This is a genomic window from Streptomyces yatensis (assembly GCF_018069625.1).
Classification (GTDB): Bacteria; Actinomycetota; Actinomycetes; order Streptomycetales; family Streptomycetaceae; genus Streptomyces; species Streptomyces yatensis.
This window is the reverse complement of the sequence record NZ_CP072941.1, coordinates 5,883,569-5,906,574: the sequence shown is the minus strand read 5'-3', so window position 1 is coordinate 5,906,574 and position 23,006 is coordinate 5,883,569. Positions and strand designations below refer to the sequence as shown.

The 23,006-nt window shown below is 71.9% G+C and carries 20 protein-coding genes; 3 read left to right on the top strand and 17 right to left on the bottom strand.

The features are described from left to right. Complete coding sequence (locus J8403_RS24835) at positions 1-351, bottom strand: hypothetical protein (RefSeq protein WP_211125091.1); 351 nt, start codon at positions 349-351, stop codon at positions 1-3. 177 nt (positions 352-528) lie between these two features. After that, the gene (gene pdxR / locus J8403_RS24830; protein ID WP_211125090.1) at positions 529-2,082 is read right to left on the bottom strand and encodes a MocR-like pyridoxine biosynthesis transcription factor PdxR; all 1,554 of its coding nucleotides are present in this window, start codon (positions 2,080-2,082) and stop codon (positions 529-531) included. 46 nt (positions 2,083-2,128) lie between these two features. Here pdxR and J8403_RS24825 point away from each other — a divergent pair, with 46 nt between their 5' ends. Next, positions 2,129-2,611, top strand: a complete 483-nt coding sequence (locus J8403_RS24825; RefSeq protein ID WP_211125089.1) for a carboxymuconolactone decarboxylase family protein — start codon at positions 2,129-2,131, stop codon at positions 2,609-2,611. A 12-nt stretch (positions 2,612-2,623) separates the two neighbouring features. Then, entirely contained in the window at positions 2,624-3,391 is a 768-nt protein-coding gene (locus J8403_RS24820) for an isocitrate lyase/PEP mutase family protein (protein ID WP_211125088.1), read from the top strand. A 105-nt stretch (positions 3,392-3,496) separates the two neighbouring features. Here J8403_RS24820 and J8403_RS24815 read toward each other — a convergent pair whose 3' ends face one another. From J8403_RS24815 to purN, 15 genes are all read right to left on the bottom strand, one after another. Then, positions 3,497-4,474 carry an ABC transporter substrate-binding protein gene (locus J8403_RS24815; protein WP_093462556.1) on the bottom strand — a complete coding sequence of 326 codons (978 nt, stop codon included), beginning with the start codon at positions 4,472-4,474 and terminating at the stop codon, positions 3,497-3,499. A gap of 1 nt (position 4,475) precedes the next feature. Further along, the gene (locus J8403_RS24810) at positions 4,476-6,497 is read right to left on the bottom strand and encodes an ABC transporter permease (protein ID WP_211125087.1); all 2,022 of its coding nucleotides are present in this window, start codon (positions 6,495-6,497) and stop codon (positions 4,476-4,478) included. Positions 6,498-6,543: 46 nt separating this feature from the next. Further along, positions 6,544-7,644 (bottom strand): quaternary amine ABC transporter ATP-binding protein, encoded by a 1,101-nt coding sequence (locus J8403_RS24805; RefSeq protein ID WP_211125086.1) that lies wholly within the window; start codon positions 7,642-7,644, stop codon positions 6,544-6,546. After that, complete coding sequence (locus J8403_RS24800; RefSeq protein ID WP_211125085.1) at positions 7,644-9,230, bottom strand: GMC family oxidoreductase; 1,587 nt, start codon at positions 9,228-9,230, stop codon at positions 7,644-7,646. Before J8403_RS24800 ends, J8403_RS24805 begins: the two co-directional genes overlap by 1 nt. A gap of 205 nt (positions 9,231-9,435) precedes the next feature. Further along, the gene (locus J8403_RS24795; protein ID WP_211125084.1) at positions 9,436-10,938 is read right to left on the bottom strand and encodes an aldehyde dehydrogenase family protein; all 1,503 of its coding nucleotides are present in this window, start codon (positions 10,936-10,938) and stop codon (positions 9,436-9,438) included. A 224-nt stretch (positions 10,939-11,162) separates the two neighbouring features. Further along, entirely contained in the window at positions 11,163-11,993 is an 831-nt protein-coding gene (locus J8403_RS24790) for a serine/arginine repetitive matrix protein 2 (RefSeq protein ID WP_246585976.1), read from the bottom strand. A 158-nt stretch (positions 11,994-12,151) separates the two neighbouring features. Continuing rightward, positions 12,152-12,946 carry a hypothetical protein gene (locus J8403_RS24785; protein ID WP_246585975.1) on the bottom strand — a complete coding sequence of 265 codons (795 nt, stop codon included), beginning with the start codon at positions 12,944-12,946 and terminating at the stop codon, positions 12,152-12,154. A gap of 1 nt (position 12,947) precedes the next feature. Next, on the bottom strand, positions 12,948-13,409 hold the full coding sequence (locus J8403_RS24780; protein WP_211125083.1) for a hypothetical protein: 462 nt from the start codon (positions 13,407-13,409) through the stop codon (positions 12,948-12,950). Then, complete coding sequence (locus J8403_RS24775) at positions 13,396-15,207, bottom strand: hypothetical protein (RefSeq protein ID WP_211125082.1); 1,812 nt, start codon at positions 15,205-15,207, stop codon at positions 13,396-13,398. Before J8403_RS24775 ends, J8403_RS24780 begins: the two co-directional genes overlap by 14 nt. A gap of 135 nt (positions 15,208-15,342) precedes the next feature. Continuing rightward, complete coding sequence (locus J8403_RS24770) at positions 15,343-16,332, bottom strand: malate dehydrogenase (protein WP_059143564.1); 990 nt, start codon at positions 16,330-16,332, stop codon at positions 15,343-15,345. Between the two features lie 281 nt (positions 16,333-16,613). Next, positions 16,614-17,690: a helix-turn-helix domain-containing protein gene (locus J8403_RS24765; RefSeq protein ID WP_211125081.1), complete on the bottom strand. Its 1,077-nt coding sequence runs from the start codon at positions 17,688-17,690 to the stop codon at positions 16,614-16,616. A 400-nt stretch (positions 17,691-18,090) separates the two neighbouring features. After that, the gene (locus tag J8403_RS24760) at positions 18,091-18,561 is read right to left on the bottom strand and encodes a DUF3017 domain-containing protein (protein WP_246585974.1); all 471 of its coding nucleotides are present in this window, start codon (positions 18,559-18,561) and stop codon (positions 18,091-18,093) included. Then, positions 18,551-19,438, bottom strand: coding sequence for a bifunctional methylenetetrahydrofolate dehydrogenase/methenyltetrahydrofolate cyclohydrolase (locus J8403_RS24755; RefSeq protein WP_211125080.1), 888 nt, complete (start codon positions 19,436-19,438; stop codon positions 18,551-18,553). The genes J8403_RS24760 and J8403_RS24755 overlap by 11 nt, the downstream gene beginning before the upstream one ends. Before the next feature lie 123 nt (positions 19,439-19,561). Beyond that, a complete protein-coding gene (gene purH, locus J8403_RS24750; RefSeq protein WP_211125079.1) occupies positions 19,562-21,127 on the bottom strand; it encodes a bifunctional phosphoribosylaminoimidazolecarboxamide formyltransferase/IMP cyclohydrolase in 1,566 nt (521 codons plus the stop codon). After that, positions 21,124-21,780, bottom strand: a complete 657-nt coding sequence (purN, locus tag J8403_RS24745; protein ID WP_211125078.1) for a phosphoribosylglycinamide formyltransferase — start codon at positions 21,778-21,780, stop codon at positions 21,124-21,126. The genes purH and purN overlap by 4 nt, the downstream gene beginning before the upstream one ends. A 342-nt stretch (positions 21,781-22,122) precedes the next feature. Here purN and J8403_RS24740 point away from each other — a divergent pair, with 342 nt between their 5' ends. Beyond that, complete coding sequence (locus J8403_RS24740; protein WP_211125077.1) at positions 22,123-22,914, top strand: hypothetical protein; 792 nt, start codon at positions 22,123-22,125, stop codon at positions 22,912-22,914. Positions 22,915-23,006: the final 92 nt, after the last annotated feature.

Sequence of the window (23,006 nt, the reverse complement as noted above, 5' to 3'; positions counted from 1 at the left end):
TCAGCCGCCGCTGGAGCCCGAGCAGCCGAAGCCGCCCCGGTCGGCCGCCTTGCTCTTGTCGAAGGTGCCGTCGTCCGCCCAGCGGCCGCTGACCTCGGAGTCGTAGTACCACTGGCCGTCGGCGCTCTTCGTGCCCCGGCTCTTCTTGCCCTTGCCGCCCGTGGTGGACGAAGAGCCCTTGCAGGCACTGGAGTCGACCACCCGGTATCCGTTCACCGCGTCATAGCTGTTCCGGTCCACACAGCGCTTGTCCGGTTCCGAACCACAGGAGGTGAGCGCCGCCGCCAGCGCGCCCATACCGCCCAGGATCACCGTGCTCGACCGCAGTCGCCGCGTCGTCTTCCGTTCCATCCCCGTCTCCCCCGTTCCTGTCCCCCGAGCCATCGTCCCTCCCGGGGGCGTCGTCTCCCCGGTCTCCCCGAGGCCGCGACCGTCCACCCTAGGGGGAGCCGCCGGGCTGATGGACGGCGGGGCTCGGCCGAAGCGTGTGGCCTCACGCGTGGCCTCAGGCCGCCGAAACGCATGGCTTCAGGGCAGCACCCGGCACAGCGCCTCCAGCGCGCCCGCGAAGGCGTGGTCGGGTGCGGTGCCATAGGCGAACACCAGCGCATCGGGCTGCCCGCCCGGCTCCTGTCGCCGCTCCTGCCACTGCCCCTGTTCGTCGCGGTAGCGGTAGCGGGACAGCCCGTCCAGCGCCAGGCCCTGCCAGGCCGCGCCCCGCACCACGGACTGCTCGGTGCCCGGCGGCAGTTGGAGCACCGCGTGCAGACCGGCCGCGATGCCCGTGACCCGCACCCGCGGGGCGCGTTCGGCGAGCGCCGCCACCAACTGGTCGCGGCGGCGCCGGTAGCGCATCCGCATACCGCGCACATGGCGGTCGTACGCCCCGGAGTCGATGAACTCCGCGAGCGTCAGCTGGTCCAGCCTGCCCGACTCCCACTCCCCCGTTCTCTTGAGCGCCAGGAGGTCGTCCATCAGATGGTCCGGTACCACCATCCACGCCAGCCGCAGCGCGGGCGCCAGGCTCTTGCTCGCGGTGCCCAGATAGACCACATGCTCGGGGTCGAGCCCCTGCAGTGCCCCGACCGGCTGACGGTCGTAGCGGAACTCCCCGTCGTAGTCGTCCTCCAGCACCAGTCCGCCCACCCGCGAGGCCCAGTCGACCACGGCGGCGCGCCGGTCGGGGTCCAGCGGAACGCCGGTGGGGAACTGATGCGCCGGGGTGAGCAGGACGTTCCGCAGCCCGGCCGACCGGTCCAGCTCCGATGTCCGCGCCCCCTGTTGGTCGACCGGCAGCGGTACGGTGCGCAGCCCGGCCCCGCGCATCACGTTCCAGTGGACGTCGAGCCCGTAGGACTCCACGGCCACCTCCCGGTGTCCGGCCTTCTCCCGCACCTTGCTGAGCAGGGCCAGCCCCTGGACGAACCCGGCGCAGACCACGATCCGTTCGGGCGCGGCCCGCACCCCGCGGGCGCGCGCCAGATAGTCGGCCAGGACCCGCCGCAGCTCGGGCCGTCCGGCGGGGTGGCCGTAGCCGAAGGCGTCGTTCGGCGCGGCGATCAGGGCGCGCCGGGCCGCGGAGAGCCAGGCGGTCCTGGGAAAGGCCGAGACATCGGGTTCGCCGGGCCGCAGATCGTAGGTGGGCCGGGTGGCGGCCACGGCGGCGGCCGGGGGCGTGCGCGGCGGGGCGGGCTCGGGCGGCACGACGCGCTCGGCGACCCGGGTGCCCGAGCCCTGCCGGGCGGTCAGCCAGCCCTCGGCGACCAGTTCCCCATAGGCGTCGGCGACGGTGTTCCGGGCGATGCCGAGGTCGGTGGCGAGCGAGCGGGAGGAGGGCAGCCGGGTGCCCGGGGCGAGCCGCCCGGTGCGGACGGCATCGCGCAGGGCGCCGATGAGCGCGACCCGCACCCCGCTCCCGCCGCCCGGCGGCAGATCCAGATGCAGATCCGTGCCCAGCCCGCCGCGGCCGTCCGTCCGATGCCCGGAGCTGTCCGTTCGCTGCCCGGAATCGCCCGTCCGTTGTCCGGAGCCGGTCGTCCGCTGTCCGGAATCGCCTCTTCGAGTGGCCCATGAATCTGCCATGGAAATGGACCATACTCCTGGGCCGCCGGGCCTCTAGCGTGGAGGCATGACGACCGGAACTTCTCATGCACATGGCCCCCGGATGGAGTTCGCCAAGGCGGCCCCCGAGGTCTACAAGGCCATGATCAGCCTGGACACGGCCGCCCGTAAGGGCCTGGACCCGGTACTGGCCGAGCTGGTCAAGGTGCGTGCCTCACAGCTCAACCACTGCGCCTTCTGCATCGACATGCACACCAAGGACGCCCGCGCGGCGGGCGAGTCCGAGGACCGCCTCTACCTCCTCAACGCCTGGGAGGAGGCCGGCGACCTCTACACCGAGAAGGAGCAGGCCGCCCTCGCCCTGACCGAGGCCGTGACCGTCCTGACCGACGGCTTCGTCCCCGACGAGGTCTACGAGCGCGCCGCCAAGCACTTCGAGGAGCGGGAGCTGGCGCAGGTGATCGCCCTGATCTTCACCATCAACGCCTGGAACCGCATCGGTGTGACCACCCGCATGGTCCCCGGCGCCTACAAGCCCGCCGGCCACTGAGGCGGGTCCGCCATGACGGCACCCGCGACCACGGACGGGGCCCGGGCGCTCCGCGCGCTGCACCACGGCCGGGAGCCCGGTGATCCGCTGGTGCTCCCCGGGCCCTGGGATGCCGCCTCGGCCCGGGTCTTCGCCGACGCGGGATTCCCCGCGCTCGCCACGCCGAGCGCGGGGATCGCGGCCTCCCTCGGCCACCGGGACGGCCACACCCCGCCGGAGGAGATGTTCGCCGCGATCGCCCGGATCATCCGGGCCGTGGACGTCCCCGTCTCGGCGGACGTGGAAAGCGGCTACGGCCTCGCCCCCAAGGAGCTGGTCGAGCGGCTGCTGGAGACCGGCGCGGTGGGCTGCAACCTGGAGGACTCCGACCACGCGACGGGCGGGCTGATCGAGCCCGCGCGCCAGGCGGACCGGCTGGCGGCGGTGCGGGCCGAGGCGGGCGAGGATCTGGTGATCAACGCCCGTGTCGACCTCTTCGTCCGCGGCGGCCCGGACCTCGACCCCGAGACCGCGGTCCCGTCCGCGGTCGAGCGCGGGCGGCTCTATGTGGCGGCGGGCGCGGACTGCGTGTACCCGATCTTGGCGCCCCCGGAGCTGCTGCCCCGCCTGGCGGCCGCCATCGACGCCCCGCTCAACGCGGCGGCGTTCGACCCGGACGGCCCGTCCCCGCGTGAGCTGGGCCGGCTGGGCGCCACCCGGATCACCTTCGGCCCGCGGCTGCTCCGCCAGACCATGGCCGAGGCGGGGCACCTCGTCAAACGGCTGGACCCCGCCCCGTAAAACAGGGCCGCCCCATAAAGCGGCCGGGCCCCGCTGCGTCCCGTGCACGAGTGCAGGAGGACGAAGCGGGGTCCACCCCGTGGGTCCACGGCTGGAGCGCCGCCCTTACGGCATCCACTTCTTCCAGACGTCAGGGTGCGCCTCGACCCACTTCTTCGCGGCGTCCTGGGCCGACATCCCCTTCGAGGCGATCAGCTCCGACACCTCGTTCTGGTCCTGCTTGGTCCAGTGGAACTTCTTCAGGAACGCCGACGCCTTCCCGCCCTGCTTCGCGAAGTCCGCGTTGAGGTACTTCTGCAGCGGAGTGGTCGGGTAGGCGCAGTCGATGGACTCGGGGTCCTTGGTGCCCTCGTTCGCACACTCGTCGGTGTACTTCGGCAGCTTGACCTCGACCATCGGCACCTGGTTGAACAGCCACTGGGGCTCGTACCAGTAGGTCAGGAACGGCTTCTTGCCCTTGGCGAACTGCTTGATCTGGGTGATCTGCGCCGCCTCCGAACCCGAGAAGACGATCTGGTAGTTCAGCTTCAGGTTCTTCACCAGCGCCTTGTCATTGGTGACATAGGACGGGGACCCGTCCAGCAGCTGGCCCTTGCCACCGCTCTCCGCGGTCTTGAAGGTCTTGGCGTACTTGTTGAGGTTCTTCCAGTTCAGCACGTCCGGATGTTTGTCGGCGAAGTACTTCGGCACCCACCAGCCGATATGGCCGGTGACGCCGAGCCCGCCGCCCGGCACGATCAGCTTCTTGTCCTTGACGTAGCGCTGTTCCTGCTCCGGGTGGCCCCAGTCCTCCAGGATCGCGTCCACCCGGCCCTGGCTGAGCGCGTCCCACGCCGGAATCTCGTCCACCTGGACGGTGTCGACGCGGTAGCCCAGCTCATGCTCCAGCAGATACTGGGCGACCGCGACATTGGACTGGGCGCCGACCCACGACTGGACCGAGAGCGTGACGCTCTTGGCCCCGCCCACATTGGCGTACGGCGAGGACTGCTTGGTCATGTCCGCCGCGCCGCAGCCGGTCGCGGTGAACACGGCCGCGATCCCGGCGGCGGCCGTCAGCAGCTGAATTCGGGTGCGAGCCATCTCAAGCCCCCTTCCTGTCGCGGCGCGAGGTCGGCTGGGTGACGCGGTCGAGCATCAGCCCCAGGCAGACGATCGCCGTGCCCGCCACCAGACCGGTCGCCAGATCGCCCTGCGCCAGGCCGAACAGCACGTCGTAGCCGAGCGCGCCGGATCCGACCAGACCGCCGATGACGACCACGGCCAGCACCAGCACCACGCCCTGGTTGACGGCGAGCAGCAGCGCCGGGCGGGCCAGCGGGAGCTGGACCTGGCGCAGCTGCTGGCCCTGGGTGGCGCCGAGCGAACGCGCGGACTCCAGCGCGGCCGGGTCGACGTTCCGGATCCCCTGGGTGGTGATGCGGATGACGGCGGGCAGCGCGTAGACGATGGCCGCGGCCGCCGCGGGGGCGCGGCCGACGCCGAACAGCGCGACCACGGGGATCAGATACACGAACTGCGGCATGGTCTGGAACATGTCCAGCACCGGTCGCATCATCCGCTCCAGCCGGGTGTTGCGCGCGGCCCAGATGCCGATCGCGAAACCGAGGACCAGCGTGACGAAGACGGCCGCCAGCACCTGGGAGAGGGTGTCCATGGACGGCTCCCACACGCCGAGCACACCGATCGCGGCCATGGCGGCGGTGGCGGTCAGCGCGGTGGCCCAGGTGCCGATCAGCCAGGCCAGGGCCGCGACGATCAGCAGCACCGCGTACCACGGGAGGCCCTGCAGCCCCTCGCGCAGCGGGTCGAGGATCCACTTGACGTAGTCCGCGGCCCAGTCGGCGGTGCCGCCGACGACCGGCACTCCGGTGTAGAGGTGGTCGACCATCCACTCCTTGAACTGGTTGACGGGCTCCTCGATGGCGACGGTCCAGCCGGTCGGCCAGGTCTGGGAGCCGGTCAGCCGTCCGACGACGGTGATGACCGCGGTGGCCACCGCGGCCCCCGCCCACGCGGGCCAGCCGCGCAGCAGCCGGTGCCCGCCCTCGGCCGGGGGCGCGCCGAGCCGCTCGCCCGCCGTTCCGATGGTGCGGTCCATCACGATGGCGAGGAGCACGATCGGGAGGCCGGCGGCGAGCGCCTTGCCGACGTCGACGCTGGACAGCGCCTGGTAGACGCGGTCACCGAGACCGCCGCCGCCGATCACGGAGGCGATGACGGCCATGGACAGCGCCATCATGATCGTCTGGTTGATGCCCAGCAGCAGTTCCTTGCGGGCCAGCGGCAGCCGGGCGGACAGCAGCCGCTGCCGCCAGGTCGCGCCGAGCGAGGTCACCGCTTCCAGCACCCCGGCGTCCGCGCCGCGCAGGCCGAGGGCGGTGAGCCGGGCCATGGGCGGAGCCGCGTAGATCACGGTGGCCAGCACCGCGCCGGGCACGCCATTGCCGAAGATCATCACGACGGGGAGCAGATACGCGAACGCGGGCAGCACCTGCATGGTGTCGAGCACCGGCCGCAGCACCCGGAAAGCCCATTCCGAGAGGCCGCCGGCCAGACCCAGCAGTCCGCCGATGACGACGGAGGCGGTGACGGCGATGGCCATCAGCGCGAGCGTCTGCATCGTGGGCACCCACATGCCCAGCAGTCCGCAGATGGCGAAGGACACCAGGGTCGTGACCGCGATCCGCACCCCGGCGACCCGCCAGGCGATCAGGGTCAGCCCGGCGGTGACACCGGCCCAGCCGAGGGCGAGCAGGGCCACATAGACGGCGCGGACACCGATGATGATGACGTTGCTGATGTGGCCGAAGAAGTAGAGGAAGATCCAGTGACTGTCGCGGTTGTCGAGGATCCAGTCGCTGGCGTCGCCGAGCGGTCCTGACACATCGACGGTCAGCGCATGCGGCCAGCTGCCGCTCGCCCACTTGGCGTGCGCGAGCGGTATGAGCACCGCGGCGATCACCACGAGCACCGCCAGCTTGCGCGCGGCGGGGCTGCGGACGGCGGAGCTCAGCAGGGACGGACGCGGTTCGGCCGCCGCCGTCCCGGGGGCGGCGGGATCGGTGGTGGGGTCGGTGGAGGGGCGAGTGGCCGTGGCACTCATACGCGCCCCCCGGTGCCGCCCGGCGGAGCGAGGGTCGAGGCGATGGTCATGCCGCGGCCACCTCCTCGCCGTCCAGGCCCGCGACGACGCTCAGCAGACAGGCGTGGTCGACAACGCCCAGGCAGCGGCCCTCGTCCACGACGCGCGCGGGGCCGCCGGTGCGGGCCACGGCCTCGATCGCGTCGGCCACCGTGGTGCCCGGGGCCAGCGCGGGCCCGCCGTCCTGCTCGTCCGAGGTCGCGGGGCGCATGGCGCGGCGCACGGTCAGCACCTGCTCCCGCGGAACATCGCGGACGAAGTCCCGTACGTAGTCGTCCGCCGGAGAACCGACGATCTCCTCCGGGGTGCCGAGCTGCACGATCCCGCCGTCACGCATCAGCATGATGCGGTCGCCGAGCCGCAGCGCCTCGCTGAGGTCGTGGGTGATGAAAACCATCGTCCGGCCCTCGTCGTGGTGCAGGCGGATGACCTCCTCCTGCATATCGCGGCGGATCAGCGGGTCGAGCGCGCTGAACGGCTCGTCGAAGAGCAGCACCTCGGGGTCGACGGCGAGCGCCCGGGCCAGGCCCACGCGCTGCTGCTGACCGCCGGAGAGCTGTCCGGGGCGGCGGCGCTCGAGACCGGTGAGACCGACCTTCTCCACCACCTCGGCGGCCTTGGCGCGGCGCTCGGCCTTGCCCATGCCCTGGATCTCCAGGCCGTAGGCGACGTTGTCGATGACGGAGCGGTGCGGCAGCAGTCCGAAGTGCTGGAAGACCATGGCGGCCCGGTGCCGGCGCAGATCGCGCAGCCGGGCCTTGTCCATGGCCAGGACGTCCTCGCCGTCGATCTTCAGGGTCCCGGAGGTGGGCTCGATCAGCCGGGTGAGGCAGCGGACGAGGGTGGACTTGCCGGAGCCGGACAGCCCCATGACCACGAAGACCTCGCCGGGCTGGACGTCGAAGGAGACGTCGCGGACGGCGGCGGTGCAGCCGGTGCGGGCACGCAGCTCGGCGGCGGGCAGCTCCGCCTCGGCGGAACCGGGGATGCGCTCGGCCTTGGGGCCGAAGACCTTCCACAGGTCGCGGACCGAGAACACCGGGGCACGCTCGCCGCTCTCGGGGATCTCGGGGGTGTCGGGCGTCTCGGGGACCAGGGTCGTGGCCATCACGCCTCACCTCCCGGCGCGAGCGTGGCAGCCCGGTCGTCGGGCCTGTGCCGTTCCCGGTCGCGATCCTCGAACAGCAGCTCAGCGCACTTCTCGCCCACCATCAGGACTCCGATCATCGGGTTCACGGCCGGCATCGTCGGGAAGACGGACGCGTCGGCGATACGGACGCCGTTCAGACCCCGGATCCGCAGATCCGGGCCGACCACGGCGAGTTGGTCCGACGGGGCACCCATACGACAGGTGCCCGCCGGGTGGTACACGGTGTGCGCGACCTTGCGGGCGTACTCGCTGATCTCCTCGTCCGAGGTGATCTCCGGGCCCGGGCACACCTCGCGCTTGAGCCAGCTCGCCAGCGGTTCGGTCTTGGCGATCTCACGCGCGACCCGGATGCCGTCGACCAGCGTGCGGCCGTCGTAGTCGTCCTCGTCGGTGAAGTACCGGAAGTCGAGGGCGGGCTTGACGGACGGATCGGCGCTGGTGAGGTAGAGCCGGCCGCGGCTGCGCGGCTTGGGGATGTTGGGGGTCATCGACACGCCGTGCTCGGGCTTTTCGTAGCCCAGCCGCTCCGGATTGTCGGTGAACGGGATCTGGTAGAAGTGGAACATCAGGTCCGGGCCCCGGGATTCGGGGTCCCGCCGGATGAACAGGCCCGCGTCGGAGTCCATCGCGGAGTTGTCCGGGATCGCGCCGTCCGTCTCCCACACGATGACCGACTCGGGGTGGTCGAGCAGATTCTCGCCGACACCCGGCAGATCGTGGACGACCGGAATGCCCAGCGCCTCCAGATCGGACTTGGGCCCGATACCGGAGTGCATCAGCAGCCGCGGGGTGTCCACGGCGCCCGCGCAGACCAGGACCTCGGTCTCGGCCCGCACGACGTTCTCCTCGCCGTCCTTGGTGCGCACATGGACGCCGGTGATCCGGCCGGTGTCGTCCAGCTCCAGCTTGTACGCCCAGGTCTCCAGCATCAGATGGAGGTTGGGCCGGTCCAGGAACGGGTGCAGATAGGCGACGGACGCCGAGGAGCGCTTGTTGTTCTCCGGGTGGTACGCGAGGTCGAAGAAGCCGACGCCCTCATGGAACGGCTTCTTGTTGAACCCCTCGACCCGCGGCACCCCGGCGGCGGCCTGGGCGGCGTCGACGAAGTCCCGCGCGATCGCGTTCCGGTCCTTCTCGTCCACCGGGACGATGTTGTTGCGCAGCCGCTGGAAGTACGGGTCCATGGACTCCGCGTCCCAGCCCTCGGCGCCGGCCTCGGCCCACTCGTCCCAGTCACCCGGCAGCGGCTTGAAGGAGATCAGGGTGTTGTGCGAGGAGCAGCCTCCGAGCACCCGCGCCCGGCTGTGCCGGATATGTGAGTTTCCGCGTGGCTGCTCGGTGGTGGGGTAGTCGTAGTCCAAGTCCCCGCCGAGCAGGCCGAGCCAGCGGCGCAGGGTCAGCACATCGGGCCGGTCGACATCGGACGGTCCGCCCTCGATGACGGCGACACGGATGTCCGGGTCCTCGGTGAGCCGGGAAGCGATCACCGATCCTGCGGTGCCGCCGCCGATGACGACATAGTCGTATACGACAGGTACGGACATGTGGGGTTACTCCTCGCGGTCTTACCCAAACGGCTCGCGCCGGTGCGGGACGGGGGCTGCCGCCCCTGGGGGTGGGGGTGTTGCTGGGTGCCTCGGTGTCCACGGGCCGATCCCCGCCGGTCGCCGTGATCGGGTACGGCCGGGCCCGGGCCCCGGGGACGAGTCCGGGCCCGGCCGAGCCGCGGGCGGGCCCGGCGGCGGGACGTCAGCCGGCGAACCAGCGCACCGGACTCGGTCGCAGGTTCTCGTAGACGTGCTTGGTCTCGCGGTATTCGTCAAGACCCGCGGGACCGAGCTCGCGCCCGACCCCGGACTTGCCGAAACCGCCCCATTCGGCCTGCGGAAGGTAGGGGTGGTAGTCGTTGATCCACACGGTGCCGTGCCGCAGCCGGGCGGCGACGCGGCGCGCCCGCGCGGTGTCGGCGGACCAGACGGCGCCGGCCAGTCCGTACTCCGTGTCATTGGCGAGTGTGACGGCCTCGTCCTCGGTTTGGAAGGACTCGACCGTCAGAATCGGCCCAAAGGTTTCCTCCCGCACCACCCGCATCTCGCGGTGACACTGGTCGAGCACGGTCGGGAGGTAGAAGTAGCCGGTGGCCGGGCGGACCTCGTTGGGCTCCGGCTGCTTGCCACCGCACCGCAGCAGGGCGCCCTCCTCCAAGGCGGACGCCACATACGCCTCGGTCTTGTCCAGCTGCTGGGCCGAGACCAGCGGACCGCATTCGACACCGTCCTCGGTGCCGCGGCCCAGCTTGATCTTCTCCGCGCGGCGGGCCAGCTCGGCCACGAACCGCTCGCGCACCGACTCCTCGATGATCAGCCGGGCACCGGCGGAGCAGACCTGGCCGCTGTGGATGAAGGCGGCGTTCAGGGCCTGGTCGACGGCGGTGTCAAAGCCCTCGGCGGTGGCGCAGGCGTCGGCGAAGACCACATTGGGGTTCTTGCCGCCCAGTTCCAGCGCGACCTTCTTGACCGTCGGCGCGGCGGCCTGCGCGACCTTGGTGCCGCTGATCAGCCCGCCGGTGAAGGAGACCAGGTCCACATCGGGGTGCTCGGACAGCCGGGCCCCCACGGGGTCGCCCGTGCCGGTGACCAGGTTGGCCACCCCGGCCGGCAGCCCGGCCTCGGCCAGCAGCCGCACCAGATGGACGGTGGACAGCGGGGTCACCTCGCTGGGCTTGATCACAAAGGTGTTCCCGGCGGCCAGCGCCGGGGCGATCTTCCAGCTGGCCTGGAGCAGCGGATAGTTCCAGGGGGTGATCATCGCGCAGACGCCGACCGGCTCATGGACCACGACGCTGTGCACATCGGGGGTGCCCGCGTCGATGACCCGCCCGGCCGACTCGCCCGCGGCCAGGTCGGCGAAGTAGCGGAAGGCATTGGTCACGTCGTCGACGTCGACCCGCCCCTCCTCCAGGGTCTTGCCGGTGTCACGGCTCTCGATGAGCGCGATCGTCTCGCGGTCGCGCTGCAGCAGCTCGGCGACGCGGCGCAGCAGCGCCGCCCGCTCGGCCACCGGTGTCCCAGGCCAGGGGCCCTGGTCGAAGGCGCGCCGCGCGGCCGCGACCGCCGCGTCGGTGTCCTCGACACCACCCTCCGCGACGACGGCGAGGGTCTTGGCGTCCGCGGGGTCGAGAACCTCCCGCTGCGCGCCGGACGCGGCTGCCCGCCACGCCCCGTCCACATGAATGGTCTCGACTGCCGCCACGTGAATTCTGCCTTCCGGTTTTGCGTGCTTTACCGCTGGTCCAAGCCAGCAACATGGACCCCTAACCGGAAGGCGGGAACCTATGCGTGATTCGCAAGAGAAAGTGGGCCGGCTCACGTGATCCGAAGGCAGAGACGGCCCACAGGTCATGATCGGCCGATCTGTCAAGAGCTGATGCGCCTAGTCGGTCGGTGTCATAAAGCGATGCCGAAGGCAGCCCCGCGTCAGGAAGCCGTGCAGTAGGCGGTCGGACAGAAGGTGTCCACCGCCGCCTGATGGACCTCCCGCGCTTCCGCCCGGTCCCCCGAGGGACTGATCACCAGCACCGCGTACATCGTGCCGTTGGGGGCGGCGAAGCGGCGGTCGAGTATCCGGCGGTGGCCGTCGCTCTTGGACTCGTACGTGTACTCCAGCTGTGCCGGGTCCAGGGCGTCCGAGCCCAGCCGGGTGAGGGCGATCTGCTCGTAGTCGCGGTGGGTGGAGGCGATCCGCTCGGCCTCCTGGGCGGACTCGTACGGCGTCGACTCGGGGCCGTGCAGCTCGAAGACCTGGATCACGGTGCTGTCGTCGGGCGAGGTGTAGTAGACGCTGGGGCCCTCGGTCGTCCGCTCCCAGCCGTCCGGGACCGCGAGGTGGTATCCGGCGGGGTCGGCCTGGGTGCGGTAGCCCGCGGGCGGGGCGGCACCGGTCAGGGAGGGGGAGGACGGGGTGCCGAAGGGCGTCGCGGACGGGGACGCCCCGGTCGGCAGGTCCGTGGGGAGATCGGTCGGGAGACCGGTGGGCCCACCGGTCTCGGGGCCGGGCGAGGGATAGAGATCGCTCGGCTGCGAGGCGTCCGCGCTCGGCGTGGCCGTGGGGCTCTCCTGGTCCCAGGGCAGCGGACCCGCCTGATGGCGGGAAGTGCCGTCGCCGCCGAAGGCCACCCAGCCGGAGAACGCGATCCCCGCGGCCAGGAAGATCGTCACCGCCAAGGCCCGCAGTGCCCGCCTGGCGTCCTGCCGGGGCCCTCCCGGCGCTTCGGGCGCCCCCGGCACTCCCCCGTCATGCATGCTCATCTATCCCCCCGATAGTGGAACTCTGCTCCCATAAGCCGACAACCCGTGCCGGCCGACATCGGTGTACCCGGTTCGAGGGCCTCCCCACCCTCGGTCACCCCACCGATACGGATATGTCGCCTAAGGCGCCCCGCCCTGTGCCCACCCCGCCGCCCCGGTCAGCTGGCCGGGCAGTAGGCGGTGGGGCAGAAGGACGCCAGCACGATGCGCTGCCGCTCCCGCTGCTGCGGCCAGTCGTCGGCCGGGCCCGCGACCAGCACCGCGTACTGCACCTGGTCCGGGCCGGTGAAGGCGCGGTCGAGTATGCGGCGCGGGCCGTACTTGGCGCTGCGGTAGCCGTACTCCAGCTCCGCGTCCGCGTCGTCGCCGGGACCGAGCCGCTTCAGCTCATACCGCTGGTAGCCGGGGTTCTTCTTGAGCCCCGCCTCCGCCTGGCGCAGCGCCTCGTACGGGGTGACGTCGGGCTCGGTCAGCGCGAAGACCTGGATCAGGCTGCTCGCGTCGGACGATTCGTAGAACACTCCCGTATCCCGCTTGACCCGCTGCCAGTCCCTGGGCACATCCAGCCGGAACCCCTCAGCGTCGGTGGTGCGCACATAGTCCGCCGGCGGCCCCTGTGTGCTGTCCACGGACACCGACGGCGGCGCCGAGGTCGTCTCCGAGAACGGCTCCGACGGCACCGCCGAGGGCTGCTCCGGCGACGGTGACCAGGACGAGGCCGAGGGCGAACCGCCGTCCGCCCCGGACGTGTCATCCCCGCCGCCCGACACCAGCTTCCAGGCGCCGACGCCGATCCCGCCGACCAGGACCACGGCGAGCACCGCCAGCAGCACCGTGCCCAGATGCGGATTGGGTGGTCTTCGGCCCGGGGCGGGCGGCTCCGCGCCCTCCCCCACCCACCGCTGGGCCTCCTCGTCCCATCGACGGCCCCCCTCGCCGCCCGGTGTGCTCATCTCAGCCGCCCAGGAGCGCGCCGACCGCCTGTCCGACGGCGACGCCGGAGGCGAGCATGCCGACACTGGCGCTCGCGTCCTGCAACATCACCCGGATCCTGGCCAGTCGACCGGCCCCGGCCCGGCCGGTGCGCTGGATCTCGTCCTGGGTCTGGTCCAGTTCATCGGAGAGCGCGCCGACCTCCGGGCTCGGGACCATCCGCCGCAGATCCTCGGCGAGCTGCCGAACGGCCTCCAGCAGCTCCTGATAGGCGGGGTCGCAGGGGGCCTCCCCCTGCGATCCGTTCACAATGTGGTTGTGGTCGCCGATGCCGATGGCACTGCCGCTCACCTTGCCGAACCTGATGTCCCCGAAGGTGCGTCCGCCGCCGCCCGCCGGGCCCTCGCCACCGCCCGCGCCGGTCGTGTGGTCCGCACCGCCGCCACCCACACCGCTGCCGTCCTCCGTATCAGCCATCGCCATGGCCGCCTCCCGCTCCATTGGTTCCGGTGGTGTTGCTGATCGTGTTGTGGTCACCGAAGCCGAAGGCGCTGTTCGCCGCGGACTCGATGAAGACCCCGCCGCCGCTCACATTGATGACCTTCTGCTCGAACTCGCCGGTCTCCCAGCCGGCTTCGTCGAGCGCCCTTCGCACGCCATTGGCCACCCGGTCCTCGACGCTCTTCAGATAGCGGCTGACGTCCATCTCCTGGAAGAGCGATGCGCCGGCGTCGCTGCCCAGCTCCCGCACCGAGATCCAGGGCCCGTCGGGGATGGCCGCCTCATAACCCCCCGCGTACATCCGCCAGACGAAGGCGGCCGAGCGGAAGGCGTGAATGACCGCCCGGCCCGCCGCCGTGGGGGTCCTCCCGAGCGCCCAGACCGCCTTCCCCGGCAACCCGCCGCGGCGGTGCGAGTCGGAGAGCCGGTCGACCGCCCGGAAGTCCGGCCGGATCGGGCGCAGCACATGCGGCGCGAACTCCAGCATCAGCATGCCGCCCTGCGTATGCACCCGCACGAAGACGGTGGTGACCACCTCTTCCCGCCATGCGCCGACGCGGATGCGCAGAAAGTGCCGGCGGACCTCTCCGCCCTCCTCTACGGCCTCCGCCCGCTCCCGGGCGAAGTCCGCCTCGCCGTACGGCACGAAGGAGCGGCTCCGCAGTCCGGTGACCTTGAGGAAGACGCATTCGTCGAGCTCCAGGCCGCGCAGCCGGTCGCGGCTCGCGGCGGCGGGCCGGGCGGTGCCCTGAGCGGAGGCGGCGCCCTGAACGGCGGCGGTGCCCTGGGTCGAGGGGGTGCGCAACTTCTCGACCAGCGGGCGGATCCGCTCCAGGATCACGCGGTTGTCCAGCGGCGCCGGATCGCCGCCCTCACGCGGCCGCAGCTCGACGGCGAGGGTCCAGGTGTCATGGGCGGTGCCGGCCCCGAGGAAGGGGTGGCGATCGTGGTAGAGGATCACCGGTGAGTGCTGCTCGCGGCGGATGAGGGCCCGCACCCGCTGGAAGCGCCCGCCCTCGAACCGCTCCGCGGGGTCCGCGGCGAGGTCGGAGAAGGTCTCCGGCTCCAGGTCGGTGGCCAGCACCCGGGCAACATGCTCACGGTGCAGGGCGACCGCGGCGGCCATCACGGCCGGGATCACCAGCGCGAACCAGGCGGCGCTGGTGTCCGACCCGGCCGCCAGGGCCGGTGCGACGTCCTGCAGCCCGCTCGTACCGGGCTCGCCCGTGAACGCCTGTGTCCCGGCGGAGACCGCATAGGACAGCAGGATCAGACAGCCGAGCACGCGCAGCACCGCGGCCGCCCGCCGCCGGGTGACGGTGACCCCGTCGGCCCCGGGATAGTCGGCGCGGAAGGGGCCCATGGCGCCGCCCCTGGCCCAGGCCGCCAGCAGAAGCAGCGCGCAGGACAGCAGGAACAGATAGAAGAAGCCCTGCGCCAGCAGAAAGTCCAGCACCCATAAGGACACCAGCAGCGCGGTCCAGCATGCCTCCAGACGGCGAGCGCGCAGCGCGTGCGCGAGCACCCGGGCCGCGTCGACGCCCAGCGAGGGCGCCACGGCCCGCTCCTCGTGGACATACAGCTCGTCCAGGACCGCGTCCCGGAAGTCGTCGTCCAGATAGGTGCCCGCGCACAGCAGCCGGGTGGCCTCGCTGGTGGCATAGGGGGACGCATCGTCGGCTGCAGGAGGAGAGGGGACGACCGGTGAAGAGTCCGGCCGCGGCCGCGGCAGATGAGCGGAGTGATCGCCTAAAGAATGATCATCGCGCGTGTTGGCCATGTTTCCCCCCGAGGCCGTAGCAACTACCTCCACGCTAGGGGAAGATGGCCCGCAATTACAGCGAATAGCCGAAGGGTCACACTCCGGAGTGAAAACCGGAGTGTGACCCTTCGGAAACGGCCTCGGTGGGGCGCGTCAGATCAGGCCGAGACCCCGCACGGCCTCGCGCTCCTCCTCGAGCTCCTTCACCGACGCGTCGATGCGGGTCCGCGAGAACTCGTTGACGTCCAGGCCCTGGACGATCTCGAACTTCCCGTTCGCGGCGGTGACCGGGAACGAGGAGATCAGGCCCTCCGGCACCCCGTACGAGCCGTCGGAGACCACACCGGCGGAGGTCCAGTTGTCGGCGTCGGTGCCGTTGACCCAGGTGTGGACGTGGTCGATGGCGGCGTTGGCGGCGGAGGCGGCCGAGGAGGCGCCGCGCGCCTCGATGATCGCGGCACCGCGCTTGGCGACGGTCGGGATGAAGGTGTCGGCCAGCCACTGCTCGTCGTTGACGACCTCGGCGGCGTTCTTGCCCGCGACCTCGGCGTGGAAGACGTCCGGGTACTGGGTGGCGGAGTGGTTGCCCCAGATCGTCAGCTTCTTGATCTCGCCGACCGGGACGCCGGTCTTCTTCGAGAGCTGCGACAGGGCGCGGTTGTGGTCCAGCCTGGTCATCGCGGTGAAGCGCTCGGCCGGTACGTCCGGCGCGGCGGCCTGCGCGATGAGCGCGTTGGTGTTGGCCGGGTTGCCCACGACCAGGACCTTGATGTCGTCCGCGGCATGGTCGTTGATGGCCTTGCCCTGCGGCTTGAAGATGCCGCCGTTGGCCTCCAGCAGATCGCCGCGCTCCATGCCCTTGGTACGCGGGCGGGCGCCGACGAGCAGGGCGACGTTCGCACCGTCGAAGCCCACGTTCGGGTCGTCCGAGATGTCGATGCCCTGGAGGAGCGGGAAGGCGCAGTCGTCGAGCTCCATCGCGGTGCCCTCGGCGGCCTTCAGCCCCTGCGGGATCTCCAGGAGACGCAGCTTGACCGGCACGTCCGCGCCGAGGAGCTGACCGGAGGCGATGCGGAAGAGCAGCGCGTAGCCGATCTGGCCGGCCGCGCCGGTGACGGTGACGGTGACGGGAGTGCGGGTCATGGCGGTCTCCTGCGCTGTGTTGTCAGTCCAAGATCTCTTGGTGTCGAGATACCTGCGTCAGGCTATCCGACGGCACCTGGCCCAGGTTCTCTCGGGCCACTGTGTAACCGCTCACCGCGCGTCCGGACCTCGCGCACTTTGGCGGCCGCCTGCCAGGAGGGGGAGTGCAGGCGGCCGCCCAGTGCCGCACCCGTGGGGGGCTCGGACACCGCCTGCCCCGATTCCCCTGGCTCATTCCCCCTGTTTCCGAATTCCCCCGGACGGGCCTCCCCCGCCCGCGCTCACCCCTGATCGCCGGGGGCCGTGCAGCCGCGCGTACCGCCCGTGAGCGTGGCGCACGCGGTGGTCCGCGCGGTGGCGTCCACCGGGATCATCGTGGTGTAGGCGTCGCCGTCGGCGCCGGCCCTGCCGTTCCGGGCGCGGTCCGCGCCACCCCGCGCGCCCGGCGCCTTGATCTGGATCACATCGCCCGGGGCCGCCCGGGTGATACGGGCCCAGGCCGCCCGGCAGGTCCTGCTGTAGCGGACCTCGACATACGCGGTGCCGACGGTGGCGTCCGCGGTGGTCGTCGCGGCGGTGCCGCACCCCATGGCCTGCGGATCCTGGCCGCCGCAGTCCTCCCCCGCGCACTTGACGCCCGCCGGCAGCTGACGCGCGCTGGTGGCCGGTGCGGTGGTCGGCCGCTCCCCGCGCTTCTCGCCGTCGCCGCCCGCATCGATCAGCAGGACGGCACCGGCGACGAGTAAGAGCGCGCCGACGAGGCCCCCGGTGAACAGCGCGACACGCTTCCGTACCGTCCCGGAGGGCGAGGGGGACGGCGAGGACGGCGACGGAGGGGACACGGCGGGCGACGGCGGGCCGGAGGGGCCCGGCACCCGCTCGGCCGGTGCCGCGTGAGCCGAGAACACCGGGGCCGTCGCGACCAACGGCTGATCGGGTTCGGGCAGTTCCACGCTCGGCCGGCTCTTCTTCGAGGGGCGGCCGTTCTTCCGGGCGCCCGCCCCCTGCGCCGCCGGGTCGAACTCCTCGATGGCGGCCCGCGCCTGCGCGACGCTGATGGCCTCCATCGTGACGTCGTGCCGCATCTCGGAGCGGCTCCAGGCCCGCTCCGCCAACTCCCACAGGGTGCTGAGGTGATGGACATCGGCGCCCGTGGCCTCGGCCAGGGCCTCCACCGCGCCCTGCGGCGGCAGCAGCCGCCCGCCCAGATAGCGCTCCCATGAACTCTTGCTGTAGCCGGTGCGGTCGGCGACGGCGACGACGCTCAGCCCGCTGCGCTCGACGATCGTGCGCAGCTGACCGGTGAACTCCTGTACCTGCGGATCGAGTCCCTCCGGCAGGTCCCTCCAACGAGGCATTGCCTCCCCCTGTCCCCCCGCACGTGCTGTCAATCCCCCGCGCTACGGCCCCTGTTGGCGTCCCCGGGCCCCGAACTGCCTACCCAAAGGGACGCCTTGCCCCAGGATGTCAGCTCCTCGGGTGGGGGCGCATCGGAGCATTTCGTGCACCGGTGCGCACTCCGCCGCGCCCGGCTCGTCGTTGCACGGCCGAGATCTCGTGCTGGAACGGTCACTTCCGCGCCACAGGGTTCCGACGGTCATTGCCCCGGCACAGTCCACACACAACCCTGATTACCAGGTGGTCCGTCCTTCTTCGGGGGAGAGGGCGGACCGCCGCCGGACCGTTCGGATCCGGCCACAACGACGGCGGCCCGTCCTTCCACGGGGGAGAGGACGGGCCGCCGTTTCATGCCATCGGCTAGCGCACCGTGAAATGCACCACGTCATCCAGGAACGGGATCGACACCCATGGATCCGGCTGGGCCATCAGGGACAGCAGCACGATCGCCGCGCCCAGCAGCCCGTAGGTCAGCATGTCGGTGAAGCGCGACCGCACCGCGAGCATCCCCACCTCGGGCAGAGCCCACCGTATGAAGGCGCCCGCCAGCAGGGACAGCCCGATCAGCACGGTGCCCGCCCGGAACGCGTCCAGGGCGACGATCAGCAGTCCCAGGCCCACCCCGCCCATCACCGCGAGCAGCGGCCACTGCCGGGCGGGCGCCGGAGCGGCACCGGGCGCGGCCCGGCCGCCGCCCTCCGGACGCGCGGTGTCCCGGGTGATCAGCGGGAAGCGGCGCGACTTACGGATGAGCCGGGCGGGGCCGGAAGGCTGCGCCGGCGGCGTCTGCCGCTGCTCCCCGGCCGCCGGCTCGCTCGCCTCAGCCGTCATGGCCGGCACCGGCGTCGGCGTCCGCCTTCGCGTTCCGCTCCGCGGCCTCCACCACGTTGACCAGCAGCTGGGCGCGGGTCATCGGGCCGACGCCACCCGGGTTCGGCGAGATCCAGGCAGCGACCTCGGCCACACCGGGGTGCACATCGCCGGCGATCTTGCCGTGCTCGTCCCGGCTGACGCCCACGTCGAGCACCGCCGCGCCCGGCTTCACGTCATCCGGGCCGATCAGATGCCGCACCCCGGCGGCCGCCACGATGATGTCGGCCTGGCGCAGGATCCCGGGCAGGTCGCGGGTGCCGGTGTGGCAGAGGGTGACCGTGGCGTTCTCGGAGCGGCGGGTCAGCAGCAGCCCGATCGACCGGCCCACGGTGATGCCCCGGCCGACGACCACCACATGCGCGCCATTGATCTCCACACCGTGGTGGCGCAGCAGCTGGATGACGCCCTGGGGCGTGCACGGCAGCGGGCCGCTCTCATTGAGCACCAGCCGGCCGAGGTTCATCGGGTGCAGTCCGTCGGCGTCCTTGGCCGGGTCCATCAGCTCCAGCACCCGGTTGGTGTCGATGCCCTTGGGGAGCGGCAGCTGGACGATGTAGCCCGTGCAGGCCGGGTCCTCGTTGAGCTCCCGCACCGCCGCCTCGATCTCCTCCTGGGTGGCGGTCTCGGGCAGGTCGCGCCGGAGGGACTCGACGCCGATCTCGGCGCAGTCGCGGTGCTTGCCCGCGACGTACCACTTGCTGCCGGGGTCCTCGCCCACCAGCACCGTGCCGAGGCCGGGATGGATGCCCTTGGCCTTGAGCGCCTCCACGCGGCTGACGAGATCGGACTTGATCGCGGCTGCGGTTGCCTTGCCATCGAGAATCTGGGCGGTCATGGCTTCATCCTCCCGGATGCGGGGACGTCGGATCCAATCAGGGGCCGGTCGGTGCCGGACCGGCGAAGGCCGCACCCCGTGGTCCGGTCGGGGTGCGGCCTCCTGTGCTCGCTCGGCGGTCACTCAGTGGAAGAAGTGGCGTGTGCCCGTGAAGTACATGGTGACGCCCGCCTTCTGGGCGGCCTCCACCACCTGCTCGTCACGGACCGAGCCGCCCGGCTGCACCACGGCCGTGACGCCCGCCTCGGCGAGCACCTCGAAGCCGTCCGGGAACGGGAAGAAGGCGTCGGAGGCGGCGTACGAACCGGCGGCGCGCTCGGCACCGGCCCGCTCGACGGCCAGCTTCGCCGAGTCCACGCGGTTGACCTGGCCCATGCCGACGCCGACCGTGGCGCCGCCCTTGGCGAGCAGGATCGCGTTGGACTTCACCGCGCGGCAGGAGCGCCAGGCGAAGGCCAGCTCGGCGAGGCCGTCGGCGTCCAGCGCCGCGCCCGTGGCGAGGGTCCAGTTGGCCGGGTCGTCGCCCTCGGCCTGGAGACGGTCCTTGGCCTGCAGCAGCAGGCCGCCCTCGATGGGACGCTGCTCGGCGAGGTCCGCCGGCGCCTCCGCGCAGCGCAGCACGCGGATGTTCTTCTTACGGGCCAGCACCTCGACCGCGCCGTCCTCGTACGCCGGGGCGACGATCACCTCGGTGAAGATCTCGGCGACCTGCTCGGCCATGGCGACCGACACCGGGCGGTTGACGGCGATCACCCCGCCGAAGGCCGACAGCGGGTCGCAGGCGTGCGCCTTACGGTGCGCCTCGGCGACATCCGCCCCGATCGCGATCCCGCACGGGTTGGCGTGCTTGATGATCGCGACACAGGGCTCGGTGTGGTCGTACGCGGCCCGGCGGGCGGCCTCGGTGTCGGTGTAGTTGTTGAACGACATCTCCTTGCCGTGCAGCTGCTCGGCCTCCGCGAGCCCCTTACCGCTGCCGTCGGAGTAGAGCGCGGCCGGCTGGTGCGGGTTCTCGCCGTAGCGCAGCACGTTCTTACGGGTGACGGTGGCGCCCAGGAACTCCGGGAAGGAGGAGTCGTCCGCCGCCACGTAGTCCGCCGCGAACCAGTTGGCCACCGCCACGTCGTACGCCGCCGTGTGCTGGAACGCCTCGGCCGCCAGCCGCTTGCGCCCCTCCAGGTCGAAACCGCCGTCCGCGGCGGCCTTGAGGACGTCGTCGTACCGCTCGGGGTTGACGACCACGGCCACGGACGGGTGATTCTTGGCGGCCGCCCGGACCATGGAGGGCCCGCCGATGTCGATCTGCTCGACGCACTCGTCCGGCGAGGCGCCCGAGGCGACCGTCTCGCGGAACGGATAGAGGTTGACCACGACCAGCTCGAAGGGCTCCACGCCCAGCTCCTGGAGCTGCGCACGGTGCGAGTCGAGCCGCAGGTCGGCCAGGATGCCCGCGTGGACGCGCGGGTGCAGCGTCTTGACGCGGCCGTCGAGACACTCGGGGAAGCCGGTCAGCTCCTCGACCTTGGTGACCGGGACGCCCGCGGCGGCGATCTTCGCGGCCGTCGAGCCGGTCGAGACGAGCTGGACACCCGCCGCGTGCAGCCCTCGGGCCAGCTCCTCGAGACCCGTCTTGTCGTAGACGCTGACCAGCGCGCGGCGGATGGGCCGCTTGGTACCTTCGGCGGTCACGGGATCCTTACCTTTCGTCCCTCTATGCGGTAGCCGTGACGCGCCAGACGCCCCACGACCTCGACGAGCAGCGAGCGCTCGACTTCCTTGATCCGCTCATGAAGAGCGGACTCGTCGTCCTCGTCCCGGACCTCGACCACGCCCTGGGCGATGATCGGGCCGGTGTCGACCCCGTCGTCGACGAAGTGGACGGTGCATCCGGTCACCTTCACACCGTGCGCGAGCGCGTCGCGTACGCCATGGGCACCGGGAAAGCTCGGGAGCAGCGCGGGGTGGGTGTTGACGCAGCGGCCCCCGAACCGGGCGAGGAACCGGGGCCCCAGGATCTTCATGAACCCGGCCGAGACGACCACGTCCGGCTCATGGGCGGCGGTGGCCTCGGCCAGCGCCGCGTCCCACTCGGCGCGGTCGGCGTGGTCCTTGACCCGGCACACGAACGTGGGGATCCCGGCGCGCTCGGCGCGCGCCAGGCCCTCGATGCCGTCGCGGTCGGCGCCCACGGCCACCACCTCGGCGCCGTAGCGGGCCACGCCCTCGGCGGCGATGGCGTCGAGCAGCGCCTGCAGATTCGTACCGGAACCGGAGACGAGTACGACGAGGCGGACCGGGCGCCCGGGGCGGGCAGGGCTGGCGGGGGAAGGCGGGGAGGCCACGGCGGGGCTCTTTCTCGCGGGCGGTGCTGCCGTTTGTGTGGTCGTACAAGGTCGCGGACTCATCAATTCCGGGGAACTCTACGAAGCCGCCGACCGTCAGCAACGATACCGGCACACGAAGCGGCCCCCAGGGGACGGGGGCGGGCACGGGAGGTAGCGTCTGGACTGCGTATCCAACTGACGCCGTGGGAACGACCGCCTCGAGCCGTACACGCCCCCGGCGTGCAGGACGACGACACAAGGGGAAGACACACTCCACATGCCGGACCGACGCCGCCGCGCGGCTCATCACCTCACTCCGTCTCCCGCCACGACCGGGGGGCGGCGATGAGGCGCGCCCGCATGTCGCGTACGACGCCGCTGCTCCGGGAGCAGCAGTCGCCGTCCTCCTCGGCCCCCGGCGGGCGGAACGGGGACCAGCACGAGAACAATCCGTCCTCCTCGGCCCCCGGCGGGCGGAACGGGGACCAGCACGAGGACAATCCGTTCGCCCCGCCGCCCGAGGGCAGGCCCGACCAGCCGTGGCAGCCCCGGCCGGACGACACCGACGGGCAGAGCGGTGAGGACGACCAGCAGCCTCCGGCCTGGGGCAGCCAGTGGAGCAGCCGCCAGCCCAGCCGCCAGGGCGGCAGCTTCGGCACCGGCCCCAACCGCCCCGCCGGCCCCAGCGGCCCGCGCTGGGACCCCACCGACCCGGCCCAGCGGCGCGCCCGGTACGCGCTGCTCGCGGGCATGTGGGCGTTCTTCTTCGCGCTCTTCAGCCTGCCGCAGATCGCGCTGCTGCTCGGGACGCTGGCCCTGTACTGGGGCATCAGCTCGCTGCGGGCCAAGGCGCGCCGCGCAACGCCGCCGCCGACCGCTGCCGCGCCCCTGAACGCCCCGCCCCCGCCCCCGGGCGCCACCCCGGCGCCACTGCCCGCGCCCGGCAGCGCCAAGCCGCAGGCGACGGCGGCGATCAGCGGTCTGGTGACGGGTGGGCTCGCGCTCGCCATCGTCGCGGCGACGTTCAGCTTCCAGGTCGTCTACAACGACTACTACACGTGCGTGGACGACGCCCTTACCCAGAGCTCCCGTCATGACTGCGAAACGCTGCTGCCCGAGCAGCTGCGTCCCTTGCTGAGCACGCAGGACTGACGGCGGCCTCGCCGAAGAGGCGCCCGGTCCCGGGGCCGAATACCGGGTACGGGTCGTGGGCGCCTCCGGCGGAAAGCCCCCACCCCGCCCCT

What these genes read in the sequence shown, in the direction of transcription:
- J8403_RS24800 (WP_211125085.1), bottom strand. Translation starts at nt 9,230, where the DNA reads ATGTCCGTACCTGTCGTATACGACTATGTCGTCATCGGCGGCGGCACC.
- J8403_RS24835 (WP_211125091.1), bottom strand. Translation starts at nt 351, where the DNA reads ATGGAACGGAAGACGACGCGGCGACTGCGGTCGAGCACGGTGATCCTG.
- J8403_RS24810 (WP_211125087.1), bottom strand. Translation starts at nt 6,497, where the DNA reads ATGAGTGCCACGGCCACTCGCCCCTCCACCGACCCCACCACCGATCCC.
- J8403_RS24760 (WP_246585974.1), bottom strand. Translation starts at nt 18,561, where the DNA reads ATGACGGCTGAGGCGAGCGAGCCGGCGGCCGGGGAGCAGCGGCAGACG.
- J8403_RS24770 (WP_059143564.1), bottom strand. Translation starts at nt 16,332, where the DNA reads ATGACCCGCACTCCCGTCACCGTCACCGTCACCGGCGCGGCCGGCCAG.
- J8403_RS24815 (WP_093462556.1), bottom strand. Translation starts at nt 4,474, where the DNA reads ATGGCTCGCACCCGAATTCAGCTGCTGACGGCCGCCGCCGGGATCGCG.
- J8403_RS24805 (WP_211125086.1), bottom strand. Translation starts at nt 7,644, where the DNA reads ATGGCCACGACCCTGGTCCCCGAGACGCCCGACACCCCCGAGATCCCC.
- J8403_RS24785 (WP_246585975.1), bottom strand. Translation starts at nt 12,946, where the DNA reads ATGAGCACACCGGGCGGCGAGGGGGGCCGTCGATGGGACGAGGAGGCC.
- J8403_RS24820 (WP_211125088.1), top strand. Translation starts at nt 2,624, where the DNA reads ATGACGGCACCCGCGACCACGGACGGGGCCCGGGCGCTCCGCGCGCTG.
- J8403_RS24755 (WP_211125080.1), bottom strand. Translation starts at nt 19,438, where the DNA reads ATGACCGCCCAGATTCTCGATGGCAAGGCAACCGCAGCCGCGATCAAG.
- J8403_RS24740 (WP_211125077.1), top strand. Translation starts at nt 22,123, where the DNA reads ATGTCGCGTACGACGCCGCTGCTCCGGGAGCAGCAGTCGCCGTCCTCC.
- J8403_RS24790 (WP_246585976.1), bottom strand. Translation starts at nt 11,993, where the DNA reads ATGAGCATGCATGACGGGGGAGTGCCGGGGGCGCCCGAAGCGCCGGGA.
- pdxR (WP_211125090.1), bottom strand. Translation starts at nt 2,082, where the DNA reads ATGGCAGATTCATGGGCCACTCGAAGAGGCGATTCCGGACAGCGGACG.
- J8403_RS24780 (WP_211125083.1), bottom strand. Translation starts at nt 13,409, where the DNA reads ATGGCGATGGCTGATACGGAGGACGGCAGCGGTGTGGGTGGCGGCGGT.
- J8403_RS24765 (WP_211125081.1), bottom strand. Translation starts at nt 17,690, where the DNA reads ATGCCTCGTTGGAGGGACCTGCCGGAGGGACTCGATCCGCAGGTACAG.
- J8403_RS24825 (WP_211125089.1), top strand. Translation starts at nt 2,129, where the DNA reads ATGACGACCGGAACTTCTCATGCACATGGCCCCCGGATGGAGTTCGCC.
- J8403_RS24775 (WP_211125082.1), bottom strand. Translation starts at nt 15,207, where the DNA reads ATGGCCAACACGCGCGATGATCATTCTTTAGGCGATCACTCCGCTCAT.